This window comes from Gammaproteobacteria bacterium (assembly GCA_029882975.1).
GTDB lineage: Bacteria > Pseudomonadota > Gammaproteobacteria > SZUA-152 > SZUA-152 > JAJDNG01.
In genome coordinates, this window is record JAOUJW010000005.1 from 21,209 (window position 1) to 39,942 (window position 18,734).

Below are 18,734 nucleotides of genomic sequence, written 5' to 3' on the forward strand. Positions count from 1 at the left end.
AATAGGAAATGTATCATAGTGAAAAATATTTACACACTATATTGGCTAACAAATACGCAGCCGCTGGGAGCAAGCGGAAGCGAGCCTTTGCTGCAATGGCTATTTTTTGTGCGTATTGTGTGATATATAGTGACTTTTAAATCATGGGAGAGGTCCACCGTGGCGCAATTTACTAATGTGTCAATTACTAAAGAAGCCAATATCTACTTTGGCGGGAATGTTACCAGTCGGACAGTGCATTTTTCCGATGGCACCAGGAAAACACTGGGAATTATGTTGCCCGGGGACTATGAGTTTAATACCGACGCAAAAGAAATTATGGAAATACTCTCAGGGGATTTAGAAATTCAATTAGCCGGAGAGAGCTGGAAAAAGATATCTTCCGGCGAATCCTTTGAGGTTCCGGCCAGCTCCGGTTTTAAATTGAAAATCCACACGATTACCGACTATTGTTGTAGTTACTTGGATTAATACGCAACGATAAGCAAAGTCCACTTATGCACTATTCGTTTTGGTGGAATATTTACCAATATTTGTAAACATTGGACTATTTACATAGTGTAGTTTGTTGCACTGCAGTAGTAGGTAGTCTCCCAGCAACCAGTCTATGGGTGTGTGGTTGTGGTGCCGATAGACGAATTGGATAAATGGCAATAGATGCTGCATTTGAAACAGCAGGCCATGAAACCCTCCCATAAGGTAGGTAGGGCCGGGGGACCAGAAGCGACGTTTCTCGAACTTTAACGCGATCCAGTGGGGATGTTTTTGTGCCACTTTGGCTCGGGCACGGTTCAGGTTTTGAATACTGAATGTGTTGGAATTGACGACGATATCGTCTTCAAGGTGAAGGTAATACTTCCAATGGCCATAGTGATGGTGAACAGATTGCATCAGGTGCGCGGTGTCCGTGGCGAGTTTCGATTTCCAGTTTCCGTACTCAAGCTTATTCTGAGTAGGGGCGTTTTCAGGCTTTGCTATTGTGGGAGGATTGGCAATTTGGAGAAAACCCTCTTCCATCGCTTTGCAAAAATGCTGTGACAACCGGGTGAAAACCCGGTCTCGTGTCTGAGCGTCGGTGTCCGCCAGCAAGACGATCAAGCGATGATGACGACGTTGTTCCGCCGATAGGCATTGTATCAGGCTGTCAATTGAACGGACAAAATACTGTTGTTCCAGCTTGTTACGCCACTTTACCGGCATTCCTATCGCCAACGGAGTTTCCTCTACGTTTAGGGGAGATTTTTCAGGGAATAATCTCAATCCGGGTTCCTCTTTTGATCTGGCGGATTTTGCTTTAATCCAGGACCGGGTTTTGCATAAAAAGTACCACTTTTATGTGCTTTAGATTCGAGACATGCTAAAACCAAAGATTTTGTTACTGCACTACGACTTGAATCCACACGGAGGTGGCAACGGGGTGGCTGTCTGGACGCTACAAGCGCTGGTGGAACGTTATGATGTGGGGGTGTTGCTTTGGCAGGTTCCGGACTGGGATTCCGTGAATCGCTTTTTCGGTACCCATGTTGATGAAAACCACGTTTCGGTGTACCAGTTACCTGTCAGCACCCGGCGTTGGATAGGGCGCATTCCAGGCAATCATGCACTGTTGGGATTGAGCGCCATGGCACGTTATAGCCGTCGCTTGCAGAAAAAACACGGATACCATTTAGTGATAAGCACTGCGAATGAAGTGGACTTTGGCTCACGCGGGATTCAATATATACATTTTCCCGCGGCTCAATTACCTAGGCCTGATCTGGAGTTGCGCTGGTATCATCAGATTTGGGGAGTAATGTCGGCCTACCGAATGCTCTGTCGATGGGTAGAGGGCCGCCGTACTGAACGGGTTAGGGGAAATCTCACCTTATGCAATTCGGATTATATTGGCCGTATGTTTCAGTCGCTGTATAAGAGCACAGTGCAAACTCTGTATCCACCGGTCCATGGCAATTTTCCTCATATTCCTTGGGATCAAAGACAAAACGGCTTTGTGTGTATTAGTCGCATATCCCCGGAAAAGGCGTTAGTGGAGATTATTACAACAGTTGAGCAAGTCCGCGATAAGGGTTGGGATATTAAACTGCATGTTGTGGGAACGGCAGGTCCTGGTAAATACGCGGACTCCATACGTGGCTTGGTCCACAAACACACCAGTTGGATTCGTTTACACGAAGGATTGACACGTCAAGAACTGGTTCAACTTGTGGCAACACAGCGTTATGGAATCCATGCTATGCGAGGGGAGCATTTTGGTATGGCGGTGGCTGAAATGCAGAGAGCAGGATGTATTACCTTTGCCCATAATAGTGGTGGACCTGTGGAAATATTGGCAGGTGACGAGCGTTTACTTTACGATGATCCAGCGCAGGCCGTGGTAAAAATAGACGCCGTTTTATCGGATGATGCCAGTCAACGGATGTTGAATCAGCAGGCATTGGAACGCGGCGGACATTTCAGCGCTGATTCTTTTATGTGTGGTATGCGAGCGGCCGTACAACAATGTCTGCGCGAGGAGAATAAACCGATGGCAATAAACACGGCACCTACAGATACAGCGCAGAGCATAGAGCCCGACGTAAACGTTTAGCTGGTGGACCGCATTCCGGGAGTAAACCCCATAGAGGAGGTTGAAACTGCACCAGACAGTGAGTCTATTTCGTAACCGATACTGTTTTCAAGGCTCCAATCCAGTTCCTGCTCAATATAGTTAACATCCTTTGGGGTGATTGGGGTATAGACTCTGGGACGGTACAACATTCGAAATCCTTTTTCTCCTTTATAGCCGAATTCGTTGTGGAAAAACCACGTGGTTTTAATTCCGAATTGATGCGCTATCTTGTTTAGAATAGCCTTAGGGTTGTCTTTCAAATCTTCATATCGCACATAAACTATGTTTTTAACAGTTTCTTGCAAGGCTTGCCAATAATGGATTTTGGCGGTTCGCATTTGTATAACATTGTCAAATCGTTCACCTGTCTTGGGGTCTCTTTCAAACATCATCTCCGAGCCGTATACTGCATTCGACGGTAAGTTTTCCCAGTGTTCGTCCCAGATGCAGTGCCATTGGGCCCGAATAAATGCAGAGAAGTTCGCTTGGCGCAGCGCCGGCGTAGTGTGCCACGGTTGACGGTGTAAACTCCGCAGCCAGTCAAAAGGACCTCGGTATATCACTATAAAAAGGCAATGGTCGGAGTTCGTCAGATCTTTATCTGTAAAAAAGTGCTTCCATCCAAAATCCCATTGCACAGGCGTTGTTGGGTAGTTTTTTTGAAGCAAATGTTCCAAGTAATTGGTACCGGAACACCGTTCACCGTAAATCTGAATACTTTGGATACTCATATATTATTCCAACTCAGCAATGCGTCGAAACTGTTCGTTGCGCTGATTCAATTCTTCAAACCCACCGGCGTCCCGTAACTTCCCTTCGCTGAAAAACAGTACACGGTCGGTATGACGTACGGTTCGCAGGCGATGGGCTACCATGATAATTGTTTTTTCGCCATGCAAGGCATCCACGGCATCAATGAGAGATTGTTCGGTTTTATAATCCAACGAAGCCGTGGCCTCATCAAAAATCAATATCTGCGGATCATGGTATAGCGCTCGGGCAATGGCTATGCGTTGACGTTGTCCACCGGAAAGACGTATACCCTGTTCCCCAACCGGCGTATCAACCCCTTGTGGTAATTGAGATATGAACTCAAGAAGTTGTGCGGATTCCAAAGCGCGGTGCAGTTTTAGTTCATCGATTTGTTTTTCACCCAGAGCCACGTTACGGGCGATAGATTCGTCCAGGAGATAAACCGATTGCGGTACATAGCCGATGAGTTTTTGCCACAACTCCGGGTTTAAGGGCTTTCCGTCAATACAGATCTGGCCGCTGCTCGGGTTAACCAGGCCCAACAGGAGATCTATAAATGTACTTTTTCCAGCCCCGGTGGGTCCGACGATGCCTATGGTTTCTCCTTTCTTGATGCTCACATTAATGTCTCGTAGAGCCTGGCGATTGCCCTCGGGGTAGGAGAAGCACACGTGCTGAAACTCCAGTCCCTGAGACAATTCAATGCGATGTTGGTTTATCGGCAGCTTTGAACCTGTGGATTGTTGGAGTTGGTCCCAGTCCGGTTGTATGTTTTCCAATGCGGCAGACCCAAATTTAATGTTGTTCCAATGGTATACAATTATGTGAAAAGAGGGGAGCAAACGAAATCCGGCATAAGTAAACAAACCCAGGAGGGGTATGAGTTCGTATCTGTTGGAAAACCACAATTCATGTGAAATTATGATAGTCATGACGCCAAGGATAAAGACGGTTTCAACGGTTAATCTGGGTAAGACCGACAGTACGCCTCTGCGCGTGGTCACTCTATCCAATTGTGATTGCTGTTTTATGTAACGTTGAATGAAAAATTCTTCCCTTTTTAGTATTTTTATTTCTTTTATCCCACGCAGGCTTTGCCTTAAGGTTTGCAGCAGTGTTTTACCATACTCATGGGTTTGTTTTCCCCAGAGACTGTGGTATTTTTGCGTCATAATCAGAATGATACCCATCATCGCAGCAATGCTGACACCTGCCAGGAGGGTTACCATCGGTTCAGAATACAGCAGTACCGCAAGTACCCCCATGCAAACCAGGATTTCAGTACACATCGCTGTGGCAGACGCTAATACATTTCGACTGATGGCATTCGTCGAGTTTTGAATATTGCGTATTAATTCAGAAGAATTACGGGTGTAATGAAGACTGTAAGGCCCATTGAGGTAATGCGCCAACAGTTGACTGGCCATAGTCAGTGCTGATTGCTGTGTACAGCGTTCGCGTAGAAAGCTTTCATAGAGCCGCAAACTGTTTTTGACGAGGTATATTACTCCAATCAGGATACACAAGGTAACGACAATCGATCCACTTTGTCGGTCTGTTGATGGGAAGAAATCAAAGGGCAAAGTGATTTGGCTTTGGTCCGGTAGTGTAATCGTACGTATCAAATAAAAAACGCTGATAACGGCAATGACTTCCAATACTGCTGCAGTTACGGCCAGTGGAATGAGTGTTAACCAGCTCTTTTTCAGCTTTCGATCAAGCAAAGACAATGCTTGTATAATGGTGCTAAGCATAATATCAGGCGCGATTTAACAACTGCTCACAATCTGTCACCAGGTTCTTGGCAGCGTCAGGGCGGTGAATTTCATGAATGAGTTTGATATGTTCCATTCGTGCACTTGTATCGCGGAGTAAATCGGCAATTTGTTGGGCCAACGGTTCGGCCTGCCAATGTTGTTCACTGGTCCAATGCAGTGATACCGGGTTAGTCAGTGCATGCTGAGAGATTCTTTGCTTGAGCGCTTCAAAATAGGCCGCAACATTTGCTGTTTGGTGATCGTCAGAAGCCTCCTTCAATGGGACAATCAAACACGGTACACCGGTTGCCGCCAATTCGGCTAAAGTAATGGCACCTGCACAACAAATGACGAAATCCGCTTCGTAGTAAGCTGCGGTGATGTCATCAATAAATTCGGTGATCTCCGCGTCGATTCCAAGGGCCAAATACGCTCTTTGAATCGCCTGGTTCTCCAGTTGGCCGGTCTGATGTTTGACTCGCAGTTTCACACCTTGCCGGGTCAGATGAGCTGCCAGATCCGGGCCGTGTCGGTTCAGGAATGATGAACCCAACGAGCCGCCGACAATGAGCAAATTTCTGGATTGCTTAAGCGTATTGCACTGTGGGACGAAGTTTAAGAACTCCAGACGCAAGGGGATACCGGTGACGACTGTATTTTGTTCCAGTTGTTCTTGCGCCTCGGGCCAACCCAGATATATTCGTTTGCTGAATCGAGCCAATAAGCGATTTGCTCGCCCGGGAATAGCATTGGCTTCGTGCAATACGCAGGTAATACGCATGGAATATGCGGCAAGTATCAAGGCAACCGAGCTGTAGCCGCCACAGCCAATAACTACATCGGGTTGTAAGGATTTAAGCAATCGTTTTGCTAATACGAATCCTTTTAGAATAGACCACACGGCACGAAATTTGCCCTTCAATCCGGTACGCATCCATGGTGCACTGGGCAGATTGACGCTTTGCCAGTTTTCCCGTTGCAAAATATGCTCGGGTAATTGACCGGGTTCAGTGACGAAGACTATGGACGCTGTAGGAACTTCGTTACGGTATTGTTGGGCTATGGCTATTCCCGTGTTGATGTGACCTGCCGTGCCTCCTGCCGCTATAGCAATGGTGCGTTGAATGGGATTGGAGGCAAATTTTGTCAAAAGTCGGTTTCTCTTATTATGACCACGTTTTATTAACCTCGGTGACCAGAGAAATCAGAGGTTTCCCGATCTGTATCGGCCCAATTGGTGGATTCTTTTGGTAATCACTGCAAACATTATGCCTGACAGTAATAAGAGAATACTCGGTAAGATCCTGATACGTTGGAATAATTATGCCTAATGACTGGTCCCGCACAGCCGTCCTTGTCTTTGCTTGCAATCGGCCTGCTTATTTACAGCGGAGTTTGAACAGTATTTTTTCCCATATGGCAGATCATGCACTACCTGTATTTGTATCTCAGGATGGCACGCATAAAGGGGTCAGCAAAGTCATTCAATCCTGGTCCCCCAATGTGTATCATTTACAGCACATGGGCAGGAAACAATACACCTTATCTCGTCACGTCAGGCCTGGATATTTTCACATCGCATTACACTATAAATGGGCTTTAGGGCGTGTATTTGGCGCCGGCTACCGGAACGTGATTGTATTGGAAGACGATCTGGAAATAGCATCGGATTTTTATGACTATTTCAGAGCCTGTCTGCCGCTACTGGAGCAAGACCCAAGCATTTGGACCATATCCGCCTGGAATGATTTTGGCTATGGAGCCTACGCGCGAGACCCTAAGCGCCTGTATCGTTCTGACTTTTTTCCTGGCTTGGGTTGGCTGATGACCGATGCACTATGGCGGGAACTGGGGGAGTCGTGGCCGGACGGTTTTTGGGATGAATGGATGCGAAAGCCCAAACAACGACAGGGCCGAGTGGCAATACGTCCCGAGGTGTCTCGAACCTATACCTTTGGGAAAAAGGGTGTCAGTGGTGGCCAGTATTTTAACAAATTTCTACGCAATATTCGTCTCAACCCCAAAGCCGTGGATTTCAAGGCCATGGACCTGAGCTATCTACTTAAAGATAAATACGACACTGAGTTTCAGCAGGCTGTTTCCAATGCTGACCGGGTGAAAGACCCGGCAGGCTGTATAAAGGATGCCGCCGCAGATCAAAAACTGGTGTATCGCAATGCCGATGAGTTCAAGCGTATTGCCAAACAATTTGGGCTGATGTGGGATTTTTGGTCGGATGTACCGCGAACCGCATACCAAGGGGTCGTGGTGGTACCGAATGGAAATTATGATGTGTTTATTGTGCCTGATAATTTTGAGGCGAGTATTCCGAAAAGCTAACTCCAAGAGACCCCAAACACAGCCCCAGGCCCTGCATAGCGCTCATCAGCGCCAGAACACGCTCAGTGCGGGAGCGGGCGATTGCTATTCGGAAAATCGCTTTCAAAAGCGTCAGGCAACCGCGGACGATTTTTCGCGGTACTATGCTTACCCCGTATAGTTTTTTGTCAATTCCGGCTCGGGCGCAGCCTCCGCGGAAGCTCCGTTTAAGATTCCAACTTAAGGTCAACTTGTATGGTTGGACATCCTCATTCACCACAGCATGTTGTGCATACACAATACGAAATCCCAACTTTTTGGCTTGAGCAGAGTAGTCACTGTCCTCGCCCCCGCTGAGGGCAAATTGTGGGTCAAACAGCAACTGACGGAATACATCGGCGTGAATCATTGAGTTTCCGGTATCCAATTCATAGCATTCATCACCATTTTGATAGTCTGTAGTTTCAAGAGCCGCATAGGACCAGGCCGGAGCATCTTGGGGAAAAAGCTTGTTGATTTTACCTGTAATCAGAAAAGCTTTATGACGCTGTTGAATCTGCATTAGCTGTAATATCCAATCCGGTTGTACCGTTTCATCGTCATCCAGGAATATCAGCCATTGGGCATTGGTCTGCAAACAATGCGAAATCGCACGATTGCGTGCGTAAGACAATCCGCGCTGGGGTTCCAATACATATTTGGCGGGGAACGGTAGGTGTGGTCGACATTCTGTAAAAATGTCGATTGCCGGTGTTTCTTCAGCGTTGTCAACCAGCAAAAGTTCCATTTGAATTTCTTTCGGCGGAACAAGTTTGCTCAAAGAGTCCAACGCAGCTTTGAGTAATACCGGGCGCGAGCATGTAAGAACTGCTATAACCAGCTTTGATTGGTTTGTGGAAGTTCGGGAGGGAGTCATTCTAGCTTTGTACAAGTTTCTGCAACATGGCGTTCAGGTGTACGCCAAATTTCTTGAGGCTGAAAAAGTTTTGCACGCGTTGTCTCCCGGCCATTCCTTCTTTATGTGCCTGGTGCGGATTCATCACATACTGAGCCATAACGGAGGCAAAAACTTGCGGGTCGGGTGGGCATAAGTGCCCTGTTTGTTGCTCCACAATGGTTTCCAAAGGACCGCCACTATTGACCGCTATCACGGGTCGAGCCGAAGCCATTGCCTCCAGCGGTACAATACCGAAGTGTTCGTTTATTGGTGTATAGATGACGGCTAAGCACTGTTGCAGTAGCTGCAATTTTTCCGCTTCGCTACAGGGTTGCAGTAGATGTATGTGGTCTGTCAGTTTTAGACTAAGCACCAGTTGTTGCAGATGCTTCAGGGTTTGTTGTTGTTCGCTTAAGCGCGGGTCGCAACTACCGGCCAAAATCAAGCGCACGGTGGAGAATGTTTTCGAAGGCAATATTTCTCTCAGTTGAGCCATTGCTTTTACCGCCAATGGAAGGTTTTTTTTAGGATCGTACCGATTGATTGACAAAAATATTAATCCTTGAGTGTGATCCGCGTTCACAGGTTCAATGGAGAGATAGGGTTCCAGTTTTATACCTGGATACAGAACCTCCGGGGTTTTCAAGCCGGGAAAGTACTCTTGTACGGTTGTTGCGGTGAACCGGCTGTTTGCCACCACTTTATGGGCGGCTCGTAGTCCTTTGGCTTCCAGGGTATCAATGGGGTGACGGTAACATTGGTAGAGGGGGGTTCGCGCCGGGGTCAATAGTTTATCGGGAAAATGGCAGTAAAATAAAATCTTGCTGTTACACAATCGACGCAATAAGGGCAAAGGATGCGCTGTCAAGTCGCAAATTACAATGTCCGGCGGCTCCGGTAGACGGGATATTGCCCATGCTATGTAGAGCATGCGGACAATGGCACAGGGTGCCCGTAGACGTTGCCATAGACTGATGGGTAAAAAACTCCCGATTATGCGGATGTCCAATGATCCGTCGCGTGTTTCGGAAAAACTACGATGGGCGTCATGCTGTGCCGTATAAATACACACCTTGTGCCCCGCCTGTTGCAAGCAGATCGCTGCGTCCACAATCAGCCGTTCTGCTCCGCCGATACCGAGATCCGGATGCATAAAGGCGATGTTTAAAGGTTTAGCAGCGGTCGAGGAAGTCATAGACGTGCCTGTACCGCATTGTCGCCGGCGTGATAAAGCTGGGGCAGTAATTGTTGCCACTGTTGCTCCCAGGTTACGGTAGTACGGGCAATCACTCTTTCTTGCATAGTCTGTAGCAGCTCAACGGATTGGGGAGTCGCCAGTTGCAGAAGTTTTTGTGCCAATTGGCCCGGCGTTGTAAACAGAAAGCCGTTTATTCCATCCTGAATTTGTTCCTGCAGGCAAGGGCCGTAGTCCAGCGCACACACGACCAGCCCGGCGCCCTGCATATCAACAATTTTCATCGGCAGATCCACTTTGGAAGTGGAACGATGCAGACTTAGACCCAGATGAGCGCATCCTACCAATTTAGGGTAGTCCGCAGCATCCAACCAAGGGGTAAATACTTGTATGTGGTTTAGATTAAGCCCGGTAAGTATAGGGCTCCAATGTGCTTTTGTTGGACCGTCACCCGTGAGCAGGAAACTGAAATTCAAACAAGACTGCTCGGCTATTTGTTCCAATAAGGGAAGGGCCTGTAATAGTAATTCAAAGTCATCATCGCTGCTCCAACTGCTGGGGCAGATAATATTGAAACTGTTTTTAAAATATTTCGGATACAGTGCACGAGTTTGAGCCAGTTGGGTAGGGGAGAGTGGAAAAAACATAGGACCGGGGCGGTCATGAAACACTTGGACCTGGGGCAAGCCCCACCGTTGTTGTAATTCCTGTTTCATACAAACACTCACACAAAGATTGGTATGTGCCTTGGGTCCCATACGTTTTTCATAATATTTGACTAACTTAACTATCCAATGATCCTCGCCAAGACGCTGTGCCAGTATGCTGAAACTGTAATTGTGCCAATCTAACACCAGTCGGGAGGATTTCAACTTGGCTACGGCGCGGCATATGCTGAATGCGGGTAGGGATGGTGGACATTGCATCAGTATCACATCCGCTTTTGGACTGCGTAGAAGGGCAATCAGCAAAGCGATACTTTGCCAAATCAATTGCAGGGCGGATCTTAAGCCGGTTCGTTTCATTGTGAGATACCGGTCCAAAGGACGGATGAGGTACTGTTGTATATCGGAATGAATCTCCACCTGCGGATAAGGCGCGTGTCCGGCTTCACCGATTAAACAGACCTTGGCCAGGTCTGCCAAAGCCAAAGCGTGTAACTGCATACGGGGGCTGCGGCCAAGATCGCCAAGCACCACAATCGTTATCGCGGGTTTTACCGTTTTTTTCAAATTTGGCATGGGTATCCCAGCTGGATCTGCTCAAAATGTAAGTGTCTTTGCTTTAAGTTGAATCAGCTAATGCAACTTTAGTACCTCCAAACCGGGAAATACAGCGGGTTCTATCAGAACTGCTACACTTGCTTGGGTGTACCACAGACTCACTACGCGGATCGAATGAAAAGTAAAAACGTTTGGTTGGATTGGAGTGTATTGCTGTTGTTATTCTTGTTGTCATGCGCACTCAAGATATGGCAACCCTATTCGCAAGTCTTTACGGATAGCGGTGTGTTGTTTGTGGGAGCCGACTCCTGGTACCACATGCGTCGCATGGATTTTCTGTTGGCAAACTTTCCTTCGATTTTAGTACATGATCCCTATGCGTTCTTTCCTGGAGGGCAGACGGTTGGAGTCGCCCCTCTATTCGACTGGTTGGTGGTCAGTATCGCTGTGTTGTTGGGCGCGTCTGCGGATGTTGGGGTGCTGGAAACCACGGCGGCTTTTGCGCCACCTGTCATGGGCTCCTTGGTCATTGTCCCACTGTATCTGGCAACAAAGACTTTGTTCAACCGGCAGATTGCCCTATTGGCGGCTGCTCTGTTGGCCGTGCAATCGGGACCGTATTTGTTAAGAACCACGCTGGGATTTGTGGACCACCATGCTGCGGAAGTGTTGTTCAGTTGTATCACCATGGCATTGTTGTTCCTGGCAAGCACAAGTACCGAAGCTGTTGCGAAGACCCGCCGATTCAGTCTGGCTGCTGGTATTGCTTTGGGGGCCTATTGTTTGAGCTGGAGCGGTGCATCATTGATAGTCGCCGTAATTTCCGTATGGGTGTGTGTGCAGGCTTGTGTAGGGTTTGAGAAACCAAAATACCAATTGGATCTGATCTCAATAGTCGGCCCATGTGCTGTGGTGGCTTTGCTGCTGCTACTGCCATTTTGGGAGTTTTTGCCCCGACGAAACATTCATTTAACCGCCCTTATCCTTATGGTTTGTTTACCATGGCTTATGCAGCTGAACGCACGGTTTGCAAGCAAAACTAACAGTCGGCGGTGGGTGTTTTATGGTTTGATTAGCTTTCAGGTTATCGTCGCGCTGAGCTTGTTTAAATGGCTTTATCCGGGGCTTTGGCACTCCGTCCTTACCGATATGGGGCGTTTCAGTGGTCAGGGTATCGGTAACACGGTCGCCGAGAGTACACCACTGTTAACCATGTCCGGACAATGGTCCTTGTGGCCGGTCATAGACGGGTTCGGGTGGCTGTTTTTTTTGGGGTTAGCGGGCTTTGGCATCGTATTGTTGAGTATGTGGAAGGAATACCGTGCCGATAGAAGTTTGCTGCTGATATGGTGCTTTGCCATGTCGATTGTCGCATTGGGACAAAATCGATTTGGATACTATCTGGCGGTTAACTTGTCTATTTTAGGGGCAATCGTGTGTTTGCAGATTCTGGCACTGGGGTTTTCCGGTTTGCGTCAACAAGTAAGCGAAACGGAACGGGGTATGAATGTGCAGATGTATCGACTCATGGCTGTGTTTATCGTCGTGGGTATCGCGTTTCTGCCACCGCTACAGTCGGCACTTGCCATGACGCGAACCATGGCTGTACCGACACAAACATGGGTTACTGCATTGAACTGGTTACGGAATAACACACCCGAACCATTTGGGGATAATACCGTCTATACAGATCCGGTTAAATTGGCGCACGCTTCAAAACACGAAGCTGCCTATGGCGTACTGGCTTGGTGGGATTATGGATATTGGATAACCCGCATAGGCCGACGTGTGCCAAACGCAAATCCGACCCAAAGTGGCGCAGGTAAAGTCGCGGGATTTTTATTGGCTGTCGATCCACAACAGGGGGAAAAACTGCTCCGTACAATGGGGAGCCGTTATGTGATCGTGGACAGCAGTCTAATGTTTTATATCAATCAACCCACGAAGTTTCCGGCGATAGTCGCTTGGGCGGGTCGGGAAACCCGGGAATTTTTTGAGTGGTACTATCAAGTAGGATCAGACGGAAGTTCCACACCGGTTTTGGGGATCAAACCGAATTACTATAAAACCATGTTGGCCCGTTTGTTCTATTTTTCAGCGAAACAGGTCTCACCGGAATCCAGTTGGGTGTATCAGTACGAGTGGCATACCGGGCAATCGGGCGAAAAATACAAAAGGTTGATAAAAAGAAGCGAATTTTCCTCTTATTCGGATGCGGAAGCCTACATTAAAGCTCATCCGGACCGGGCATTGGATTTGGTCTGTACGACACCAAGCAAAACCTGTATTCCAATAAAAGCAATGAAAAACTTTTCAGAGGTTTATCGTTCAGGATTTAAAGTAAAGGACGATAAGGGTAGGGTGAAACATTCACTTGGGTTGCGCATTTTCAGCACAGGACAGGTACAGGAGTAAACGGTTGCACAAAGGATAGTCAAAATATTCAATAGCTTAAGCGAATAGTTTCCGACGGTTAATAAGAACAGAATTCCTACAAAAACCCAGAGGCTAACTATGCTATTAGATCGCACCGTGAAAGAATTGAGCTTGATTTTGCTCAGCATTGTTACTGTCATGTCCATTGTACTAATTCAAACCCGGGAAGCCGTAGGGTTGTTGGCTATGAACACAACCGTGAGTTTGTGGACAGAGGCATACAATACCACCAATCCCACCGCATCAAATGTAGTTCTTGATGGTGCCCCCGTAAGTTTTCGAATAGATGCTGACTATGCCGCTGATGTGGAGGTTTTAACGGCGAACTTAACCGCCAAGTCAGCAGGCGCGGGTCTGAGTCCCATGTTTAATACAACGACACTTAACATTACTCCACCTAATGTGTCTTCGATGTTGTCGTACCAAACAGCATTCGGTAGTGCCGGCAGTAATCGCCATATCGTACTGAATATTGATAGCGGCAATACGATGATAAGTGAAACCGCACGAAGCACTTCAATTTTGGTGAAGGGGGTGGGTTTTACTTTAGGCGGAACCATTCCCTATACCCAAACCGTTCTGATTCAAGGTGGGAAAGCCACCAGTACCGTTGTCAATACGGCAGGCGTGGTAGCTATGCATGGCCACGTGGTGTCGCAAAATACAAACGATACGATCAGTTATGACTGGAGTGGCAGTCACACGAGTATCACGGGCGCAGTCGTGGGCGGTACGAGCTCCGCCATTTTCAGTTTTAACCCGTCGGGTTTGGCTGCAGGATTTTACCCGATTCAATTAATGGTAACTGTTAACGACGGCGCCGGTGGAATCACCAATAAATCTGTGCAGCGGTTGATCCAGGTGGTTTCGAGTCCTCCCGTATTAAGCGCCGTCGCAGATACTGATTCCGATGGAATTGTTGACAATGTAGATGGCTATGGTGACCTGGATCAGGACGGTGTGCGAGATTACATGGAAAGCGATACGTTGATGAGTAATATTCATCTCATGCACACCCAGAATTTTGCTTATGCCATGGAGACAGCAACAAACTTAGCATTGCGTCTGGGTTCCGCCGCTTTTGTCACAGGAAATTCCACCCCGCTGATCAGTACTCAAAATTTTGCGGATTTTGGTGACGGCCTAGGCGGTGCAGCCAGTAGCGATACCTGGACTGCCAGTGGCGGAATCTACGATGTGGTAATTGGGAATCTACCCAGTGCCGGTGCGTCTGTCAGTGTGGCTGTTCCGCTGACCGTGGCCATACCCGCCAATTCCGCGGTTCGTGTTTATGCCGGAGGAAGTTGGGGTAGTTTCAGCGAAGATGCCAACAATGTGCTGACTTCGGCTGCCAATGTGCTTGGTAGCTGTCCTCTGGCTTTGACTTATCAAGCGGGTTTGACCAGTGGGGATCACTGTGTGAAACTCACGGTACAAGACGGTGGCCTCAATGACCGCGATGGTGTTACCAACGGTGAAATTGCATTAAGTTTCGCTGTTGCACAAACTCCTCCTGCTAGCGGACAAGCACCGACTGCGCCGGTACTGGTTTCTCCTGCCGATGGTGCTACCGGAATTGATCCAGCTTCCGTCGTTTTTGAATGGGAACCGGCAAGCGATGCCGATGGAGACAGTTTAAGCTACCAGTTGCATATATGCAGCGACGCAAACTTCACTGCTTGTACCAGCGTAAATGTAGCGTCTAATAGCAACGGGATTCTGCTCGCAGGACTGGGTGGTTTCGGATTGCTGCTGTTCTTCCCGGTGGGATTCACACGCAGACAATTGTGGTTGAAAACCATTCTGTCCGTCATTGTTCTGGCTTCCTTTAATTTGGTTGCGTGCGGTGGTGGCAGTGGTGGTGGCGGACAAGCCAATACCAATATTGCGCATACGGAGTCCGGTTTAGCGTCGACAACCACATACTACTGGAAAGTGACTGTTAGCGATGGAAACGGTAACACGACGGAGAGTGTCATCCGAAGTTTCACCACCCAGTAAACCTTAGTGTCAGGAAATCAAAAGCCCCATGTTGTTTCAACATGGGGCATTTTTTAATGCTTTATGTAAGGTGTACCATTAAAACAAAGAACAGGATTTTTAACCTGAGTTTGTGGTCTTTGTTTTAACGGTTAGATTTTGTGGCTTAGGAAAATCTTTCAAGCAACACTTGCCTGATGGATTAAAAATAGCGCAGGAGCAGTTGGATTGTTTGGTTTGCTCCTGCACATAGGACTTGATGGATGGGTCGGCGGCTTCCTGTCGTGTAACTCCGAAGCAGTAACAAACCAAGGCCTGTGCAGATGTGTCTTTAATTCCGACAGCAGTTCGTACCCGGTCTTTGTTGATGATGGAATTGTCCAAGCCGAAATAAACCACCGGACAATCAGGGTCACTGCAAAAATAGTAAGGTTGTCTCTTGGGTGCAAGCCAGGGTGTCTTAATGTGGTGCACTATGGTGGTGTACGCCACTTCACTATACCATTTATTATTAACCGGGCATGTGTGTTTCTTGGGAGTGATGCCTACAGGCTTTTTTGATGCACAACAATCCGACATTGATTTTTACCGGGTCCGGCTATGGTTTCAATTGGGAAGGGTAACCCGCTTCTTCGGTGGCGAAGGTCAGGTCTTCGATATTGGTTTTTTCCGGATCGAAGGTAACTTTGGCCCAACCGTTTCCCTCACCTTCGTATTTGGCGACCACTTCTGAGACACCGTCGATTTTCTTTAATGCCTTTTTCACTGTGATGGGGCACATATTGCAGGTCATTTTTTCCACGTTTAGAGTAACCGTCTTCATCTCTCCGGCTAAGGTTGTGGACACGCTTACCAGAAACAGCATTACGGCAGTTAAGAAATTTTTCATTGATTGATCCTCTTTATATACAAATGGAATTCAGGAATTATCAGTCAAACAGCAAAGGTCCATACCAGGGAAAAGCGATTGACAATAGGATGGTTATGGAGAAAATCCAAAACAGTATTCGTTGTGAGCGTTGTCCGGTTCCCGTGCTGCAGACGGCTGTGGCATTGCAGGCCTTTGCCGGGCGGTACACTTTGCGATAGGCCAGCCCAATCAGGATCACGGCAGCTACAATAAATACGGGCCGTGCGGGTTCTAAAGCGCTCAAATTACCAATCCAACTGCCACTTATGCCCAACATCAATAACAACAAAGGGCCTGCACAACAGGCTGAGGCTGTAATACCGGCTAACAAACCGGCGATTAGGGTTCCGGTAGCGCCGGCTTTATTTTTTTCAACTTCACTAGTTGCTTGAGAAGTAGTCTGTAACTCATTGTTATGCATGTATTATCTCGAATAAGTTAGAAACAGTCGATTGCATCTGCTATATACGTAGAATACAGTGTAGAGCCTGTAGTAACTATAGACTCAAGATTTTGATCCATTTTTAGACTCAGATTTGTAAACCTGAATATAATCAAAAGCTTATGAAAATCGGCCAACTCTCTACAAAAACGCACTGTAAAATCGAAACCATACGATACTACGAGCGTATCGGTTTGTTACCCGCGCCGGCTCGCACCGATGGCGGGTACCGTATCTATTCGGATTCCCATCTTCGTCGCCTGACGTTTATTCGACGCAGTCGGGAGCTGGGTTTTACCATAGAGGAAATTCGCACCCTGCTGGATTTAGTGGATGGGGGTATCTACACCTGTAAAGATATCCAGACTATTACCATGCAACACGTCGAAAGTGTGCGCCGGAAAATCACCGATCTGAAAAAGCTGGAAACAACCTTGTCCACTATAGCGTCTCAGTGTGCCGGAAATGCCACCCCAGAATGCCCCATCATTGATGCACTGTTTGTTTCTCCTGATTGAATTAGAATAGTAAAGATAATGCGCTAAGCTTACTGGACTATGTTATGTCCGAAGTGTCAGCGAGATAGAGTAATAGGGGATAAGGAATGTCCTCATTGCGGCATCATCTTTGAAAAATACGTTCAAGCAAAACAATACGGTAAAAAACCACGTGCCAGGCCAAAGTCTGAATCCCTTACCGATTATGTCCGGGAGGTTTGTCTAAAGGTACCCACTCCGGCTGGTAAACACACACTGTTGGGTCAAGCCATTTTGCTTACGGTGATTACGGTCTACACTTGGCGTTTCATGTTTTCTCCTATTGTAAACAATGCTGCTGCAGAGTCGTTTTTGCACTTGATCAATCTTCCTTTCCATGAGTTTGGGCATATTTTATTCCGTCCCTTTGGACAATTTATTTCTTCATTGGGTGGTAGTTTGGGACAGTTAATGATGCCCGCCATTTGCTTCTATGTATTTCTATTTCGCAGGGAGAATACCTTCGGTGCCGCGGTGGCCCTGTGGTGGTTCGGGGAGAATTTTGTTGATATGGCACCGTATATTTACGATGCCAGAATTCTGGAAATGCCCTTGTTAGGTGGCAATACGGGGAATACGGCGCCCTATGGTTTTCATGACTGGGAATATTTACTCACGGAGACCGGTTTACTGCAATACGACCAAGCTCTTGCCAGGCTGTCTTTTATTGTAGGCATAGCTTTAATGGTGTGTGCCATCTTTTGGGGCTTGGTTTTGCTAAAAAAACAATACCGTTTGTTGTGAGGTTTTAAAACCAATATCCAATGCTCAGCGCATAGGATGTTTTGTTATACGTGTTGGCGTAGTTTGAAATAAAGCTCGAACCATAGAAATTTAGCGATAGCGAGGAAACTGGAAAGGTTTCCAAGTTCAGCGAATAACGTGAGCCCCGTGTTGTTGTAAAGTCACTGTATATGTTTAGGTAACGGAATGACACATTTGTTTTGGCGGATAAGTACAGTTTTGGTTGTAAGCTAAATGCATAACTTGTATAGGTGATTCCGTTATCTTCAAGTTCTCGGGATGAATTATACGCCACTCTCAAGCCAACGTTACTTTGTGTCAGGTCAGGAACCGAGTAGTAGGTCACAGCGTAACTGGTCATAGTATCATTATCAATGCCCCCAACTTTGTTGTAAGCGTAATCAGATCGACTGTAGGACATGCTGATAGACTTGAGACCGTCGCCCAAGTATTGCAAGAATCCTAGAGAATGGCTGACTCCCTCGTTACCTGTATTGGTTTTAAATTGGCTTCGCGATAGAGACCAGCCCGTATTGCTGTCCGGGTCTGCGTAGCGCCAATAAACACTGTGTGCTTTTGTTTCCCCCTCCTGCATTGTTTGCGGAAGGTCATAGTTACTGAGCTCATAATAGAATCTTACGTAGGAGCTTCGGCTTAAATGGCCCGCGTCGGATATGGGATAAAAATCCGGATCAATTTCGTAAGAGTAGTAGGTTCCGTCTATGCTACGGGCCTGTGTTTGATTACCAAAGTTATCCGATATCGCATACATTTCCAGGTTGATTTTGCTTTGAAAAGACTCGGCAGCGCTACACGTGACACTGAAAAAGTACAGTATCAGCGGTAATATTATTTTTATCATTTATAGTTAATTCGTTATTGCTATCAAATAAA

18 protein-coding genes are annotated in these 18,734 nt (G+C 47.2%); 7 read left to right on the forward strand and 11 right to left on the reverse strand.

Annotated features, from left to right (window positions below; genetic code table 11):
* The first annotated feature begins 159 nt into the window (after nt 1-159).
* Complete coding sequence (locus OEY58_05215) at nt 160-471, forward strand: pyrimidine/purine nucleoside phosphorylase (protein MDH5324843.1); 312 nt, start codon at nt 160-162, stop codon at nt 469-471.
* A 24-nt stretch (nt 472-495) separates the two neighbouring features.
* Here the strand turns inward: OEY58_05215 and OEY58_05220 are convergent, their stop codons facing one another.
* Nucleotides 496-1,260, reverse strand: a complete 765-nt coding sequence (locus OEY58_05220) for a glycosyltransferase family 54 protein (GenBank protein MDH5324844.1) — start codon at nt 1,258-1,260, stop codon at nt 496-498.
* Between the two features lie 94 nt (nt 1,261-1,354).
* Between OEY58_05220 and OEY58_05225 the strand changes: the two genes are divergently transcribed.
* Nucleotides 1,355-2,587 carry a glycosyltransferase family 4 protein gene (locus OEY58_05225; GenBank protein MDH5324845.1) on the forward strand — a complete coding sequence of 411 codons (1,233 nt, stop codon included), beginning with the start codon at nt 1,355-1,357 and terminating at the stop codon, nt 2,585-2,587.
* Here the strand turns inward: OEY58_05225 and OEY58_05230 are convergent.
* From OEY58_05230 to OEY58_05240, 3 genes are read right to left on the reverse strand one after another with little or no spacing between them, the layout of a single operon-like run.
* Nucleotides 2,584-3,339: a sulfotransferase domain-containing protein gene (locus OEY58_05230; GenBank protein MDH5324846.1), complete on the reverse strand. Its 756-nt coding sequence runs from the start codon at nt 3,337-3,339 to the stop codon at nt 2,584-2,586. The two genes, OEY58_05225 and OEY58_05230, sit on opposite strands and share 4 nt — an antisense overlap.
* Nucleotides 3,340-3,342: 3 nt before the next feature.
* Nucleotides 3,343-5,115: an ABC transporter ATP-binding protein/permease gene (locus OEY58_05235; GenBank protein ID MDH5324847.1), complete on the reverse strand. Its 1,773-nt coding sequence runs from the start codon at nt 5,113-5,115 to the stop codon at nt 3,343-3,345.
* A gap of 4 nt (nt 5,116-5,119) precedes the next feature.
* Entirely contained in the window at nt 5,120-6,268 is a 1,149-nt protein-coding gene (locus tag OEY58_05240) for a UDP-N-acetylglucosamine--N-acetylmuramyl-(pentapeptide) pyrophosphoryl-undecaprenol N-acetylglucosamine transferase (GenBank protein MDH5324848.1), read from the reverse strand.
* 173 nt (nt 6,269-6,441) lie between these two features.
* Between OEY58_05240 and OEY58_05245 the strand changes: the two genes are divergently transcribed.
* On the forward strand, nt 6,442-7,458 hold the full coding sequence (locus tag OEY58_05245; protein MDH5324849.1) for a hypothetical protein: 1,017 nt from the start codon (nt 6,442-6,444) through the stop codon (nt 7,456-7,458).
* On the opposite strand, the gene OEY58_05250 is transcribed toward OEY58_05245, so the two are convergent.
* From OEY58_05250 to OEY58_05260, 3 genes are read right to left on the reverse strand one after another with little or no spacing between them, the layout of a single operon-like run.
* A complete protein-coding gene (locus tag OEY58_05250; protein ID MDH5324850.1) occupies nt 7,415-8,353 on the reverse strand; it encodes a glycosyltransferase in 939 nt (312 codons plus the stop codon). The two genes, OEY58_05245 and OEY58_05250, sit on opposite strands and share 44 nt — an antisense overlap.
* Before the next feature lies 1 nt (nt 8,354).
* Entirely contained in the window at nt 8,355-9,569 is a 1,215-nt protein-coding gene (locus OEY58_05255) for a glycosyltransferase (protein MDH5324851.1), read from the reverse strand.
* A complete protein-coding gene (locus tag OEY58_05260) occupies nt 9,566-10,810 on the reverse strand; it encodes a glycosyltransferase (GenBank protein ID MDH5324852.1) in 1,245 nt (414 codons plus the stop codon). Before OEY58_05260 ends, OEY58_05255 begins: the two co-directional genes overlap by 4 nt.
* A gap of 156 nt (nt 10,811-10,966) precedes the next feature.
* Here OEY58_05260 and OEY58_05265 point away from each other — a divergent pair, with 156 nt between their 5' ends.
* Nucleotides 10,967-13,207: an oligosaccharyl transferase, archaeosortase A system-associated gene (locus OEY58_05265; protein MDH5324853.1), complete on the forward strand. Its 2,241-nt coding sequence runs from the start codon at nt 10,967-10,969 to the stop codon at nt 13,205-13,207.
* Between the two features lie 99 nt (nt 13,208-13,306).
* Nucleotides 13,307-15,229, forward strand: coding sequence for a hypothetical protein (locus tag OEY58_05270; GenBank protein ID MDH5324854.1), 1,923 nt, complete (start codon nt 13,307-13,309; stop codon nt 15,227-15,229).
* A 99-nt stretch (nt 15,230-15,328) separates the two neighbouring features.
* Here OEY58_05270 and OEY58_05275 read toward each other — a convergent pair whose 3' ends face one another.
* From OEY58_05275 to OEY58_05285, 3 genes are read right to left on the reverse strand one after another with little or no spacing between them, the layout of a single operon-like run.
* Entirely contained in the window at nt 15,329-15,787 is a 459-nt protein-coding gene (locus OEY58_05275; protein ID MDH5324855.1) for a hypothetical protein, read from the reverse strand.
* Nucleotides 15,788-15,806: 19 nt separating this feature from the next.
* Entirely contained in the window at nt 15,807-16,097 is a 291-nt protein-coding gene (locus tag OEY58_05280; GenBank protein ID MDH5324856.1) for a cation transporter, read from the reverse strand.
* A gap of 40 nt (nt 16,098-16,137) precedes the next feature.
* Nucleotides 16,138-16,539 (reverse strand): mercuric transporter MerT family protein, encoded by a 402-nt coding sequence (locus tag OEY58_05285; protein ID MDH5324857.1) that lies wholly within the window; start codon nt 16,537-16,539, stop codon nt 16,138-16,140.
* Between the two features lie 143 nt (nt 16,540-16,682).
* On the opposite strand from OEY58_05285, the gene OEY58_05290 reads away from it, so the two are divergent.
* Both OEY58_05290 and OEY58_05295 read left to right on the forward strand, forming a co-directional pair.
* Entirely contained in the window at nt 16,683-17,078 is a 396-nt protein-coding gene (locus OEY58_05290) for a helix-turn-helix domain-containing protein (protein ID MDH5324858.1), read from the forward strand.
* Nucleotides 17,079-17,117: 39 nt separating this feature from the next.
* A complete protein-coding gene (locus tag OEY58_05295; GenBank protein ID MDH5324859.1) occupies nt 17,118-17,840 on the forward strand; it encodes a zinc ribbon domain-containing protein in 723 nt (240 codons plus the stop codon).
* 4 nt (nt 17,841-17,844) lie between these two features.
* On the opposite strand, the gene OEY58_05300 is transcribed toward OEY58_05295, so the two are convergent.
* A complete protein-coding gene (locus tag OEY58_05300) occupies nt 17,845-18,702 on the reverse strand; it encodes a hypothetical protein (GenBank protein ID MDH5324860.1) in 858 nt (285 codons plus the stop codon).
* Nucleotides 18,703-18,734 lie beyond the last annotated feature (32 nt).

What these genes read in the sequence shown, in the direction of transcription:
- OEY58_05225 (MDH5324845.1), top strand. Translation starts at nt 1,355, where the DNA reads ATGCTAAAACCAAAGATTTTGTTACTGCACTACGACTTGAATCCACAC.
- OEY58_05230 (MDH5324846.1), bottom strand. Translation starts at nt 3,339, where the DNA reads ATGAGTATCCAAAGTATTCAGATTTACGGTGAACGGTGTTCCGGTACC.
- OEY58_05235 (MDH5324847.1), bottom strand. Translation starts at nt 5,115, where the DNA reads ATGCTTAGCACCATTATACAAGCATTGTCTTTGCTTGATCGAAAGCTG.
- OEY58_05245 (MDH5324849.1), top strand. Translation starts at nt 6,442, where the DNA reads ATGCCTAATGACTGGTCCCGCACAGCCGTCCTTGTCTTTGCTTGCAAT.
- OEY58_05250 (MDH5324850.1), bottom strand. Translation starts at nt 8,353, where the DNA reads ATGACTCCCTCCCGAACTTCCACAAACCAATCAAAGCTGGTTATAGCA.
- OEY58_05255 (MDH5324851.1), bottom strand. Translation starts at nt 9,569, where the DNA reads ATGACTTCCTCGACCGCTGCTAAACCTTTAAACATCGCCTTTATGCAT.
- OEY58_05260 (MDH5324852.1), bottom strand. Translation starts at nt 10,810, where the DNA reads ATGCCAAATTTGAAAAAAACGGTAAAACCCGCGATAACGATTGTGGTG.
- OEY58_05265 (MDH5324853.1), top strand. Translation starts at nt 10,967, where the DNA reads ATGAAAAGTAAAAACGTTTGGTTGGATTGGAGTGTATTGCTGTTGTTA.
- OEY58_05270 (MDH5324854.1), top strand. Translation starts at nt 13,307, where the DNA reads ATGCTATTAGATCGCACCGTGAAAGAATTGAGCTTGATTTTGCTCAGC.
- OEY58_05275 (MDH5324855.1), bottom strand. Translation starts at nt 15,787, where the DNA reads ATGTCGGATTGTTGTGCATCAAAAAAGCCTGTAGGCATCACTCCCAAG.
- OEY58_05280 (MDH5324856.1), bottom strand. Translation starts at nt 16,097, where the DNA reads ATGAAAAATTTCTTAACTGCCGTAATGCTGTTTCTGGTAAGCGTGTCC.
- OEY58_05285 (MDH5324857.1), bottom strand. Translation starts at nt 16,539, where the DNA reads ATGCATAACAATGAGTTACAGACTACTTCTCAAGCAACTAGTGAAGTT.
- OEY58_05290 (MDH5324858.1), top strand. Translation starts at nt 16,683, where the DNA reads ATGAAAATCGGCCAACTCTCTACAAAAACGCACTGTAAAATCGAAACC.
- OEY58_05295 (MDH5324859.1), top strand. Translation starts at nt 17,118, where the DNA reads ATGTTATGTCCGAAGTGTCAGCGAGATAGAGTAATAGGGGATAAGGAA.
- OEY58_05300 (MDH5324860.1), bottom strand. Translation starts at nt 18,702, where the DNA reads ATGATAAAAATAATATTACCGCTGATACTGTACTTTTTCAGTGTCACG.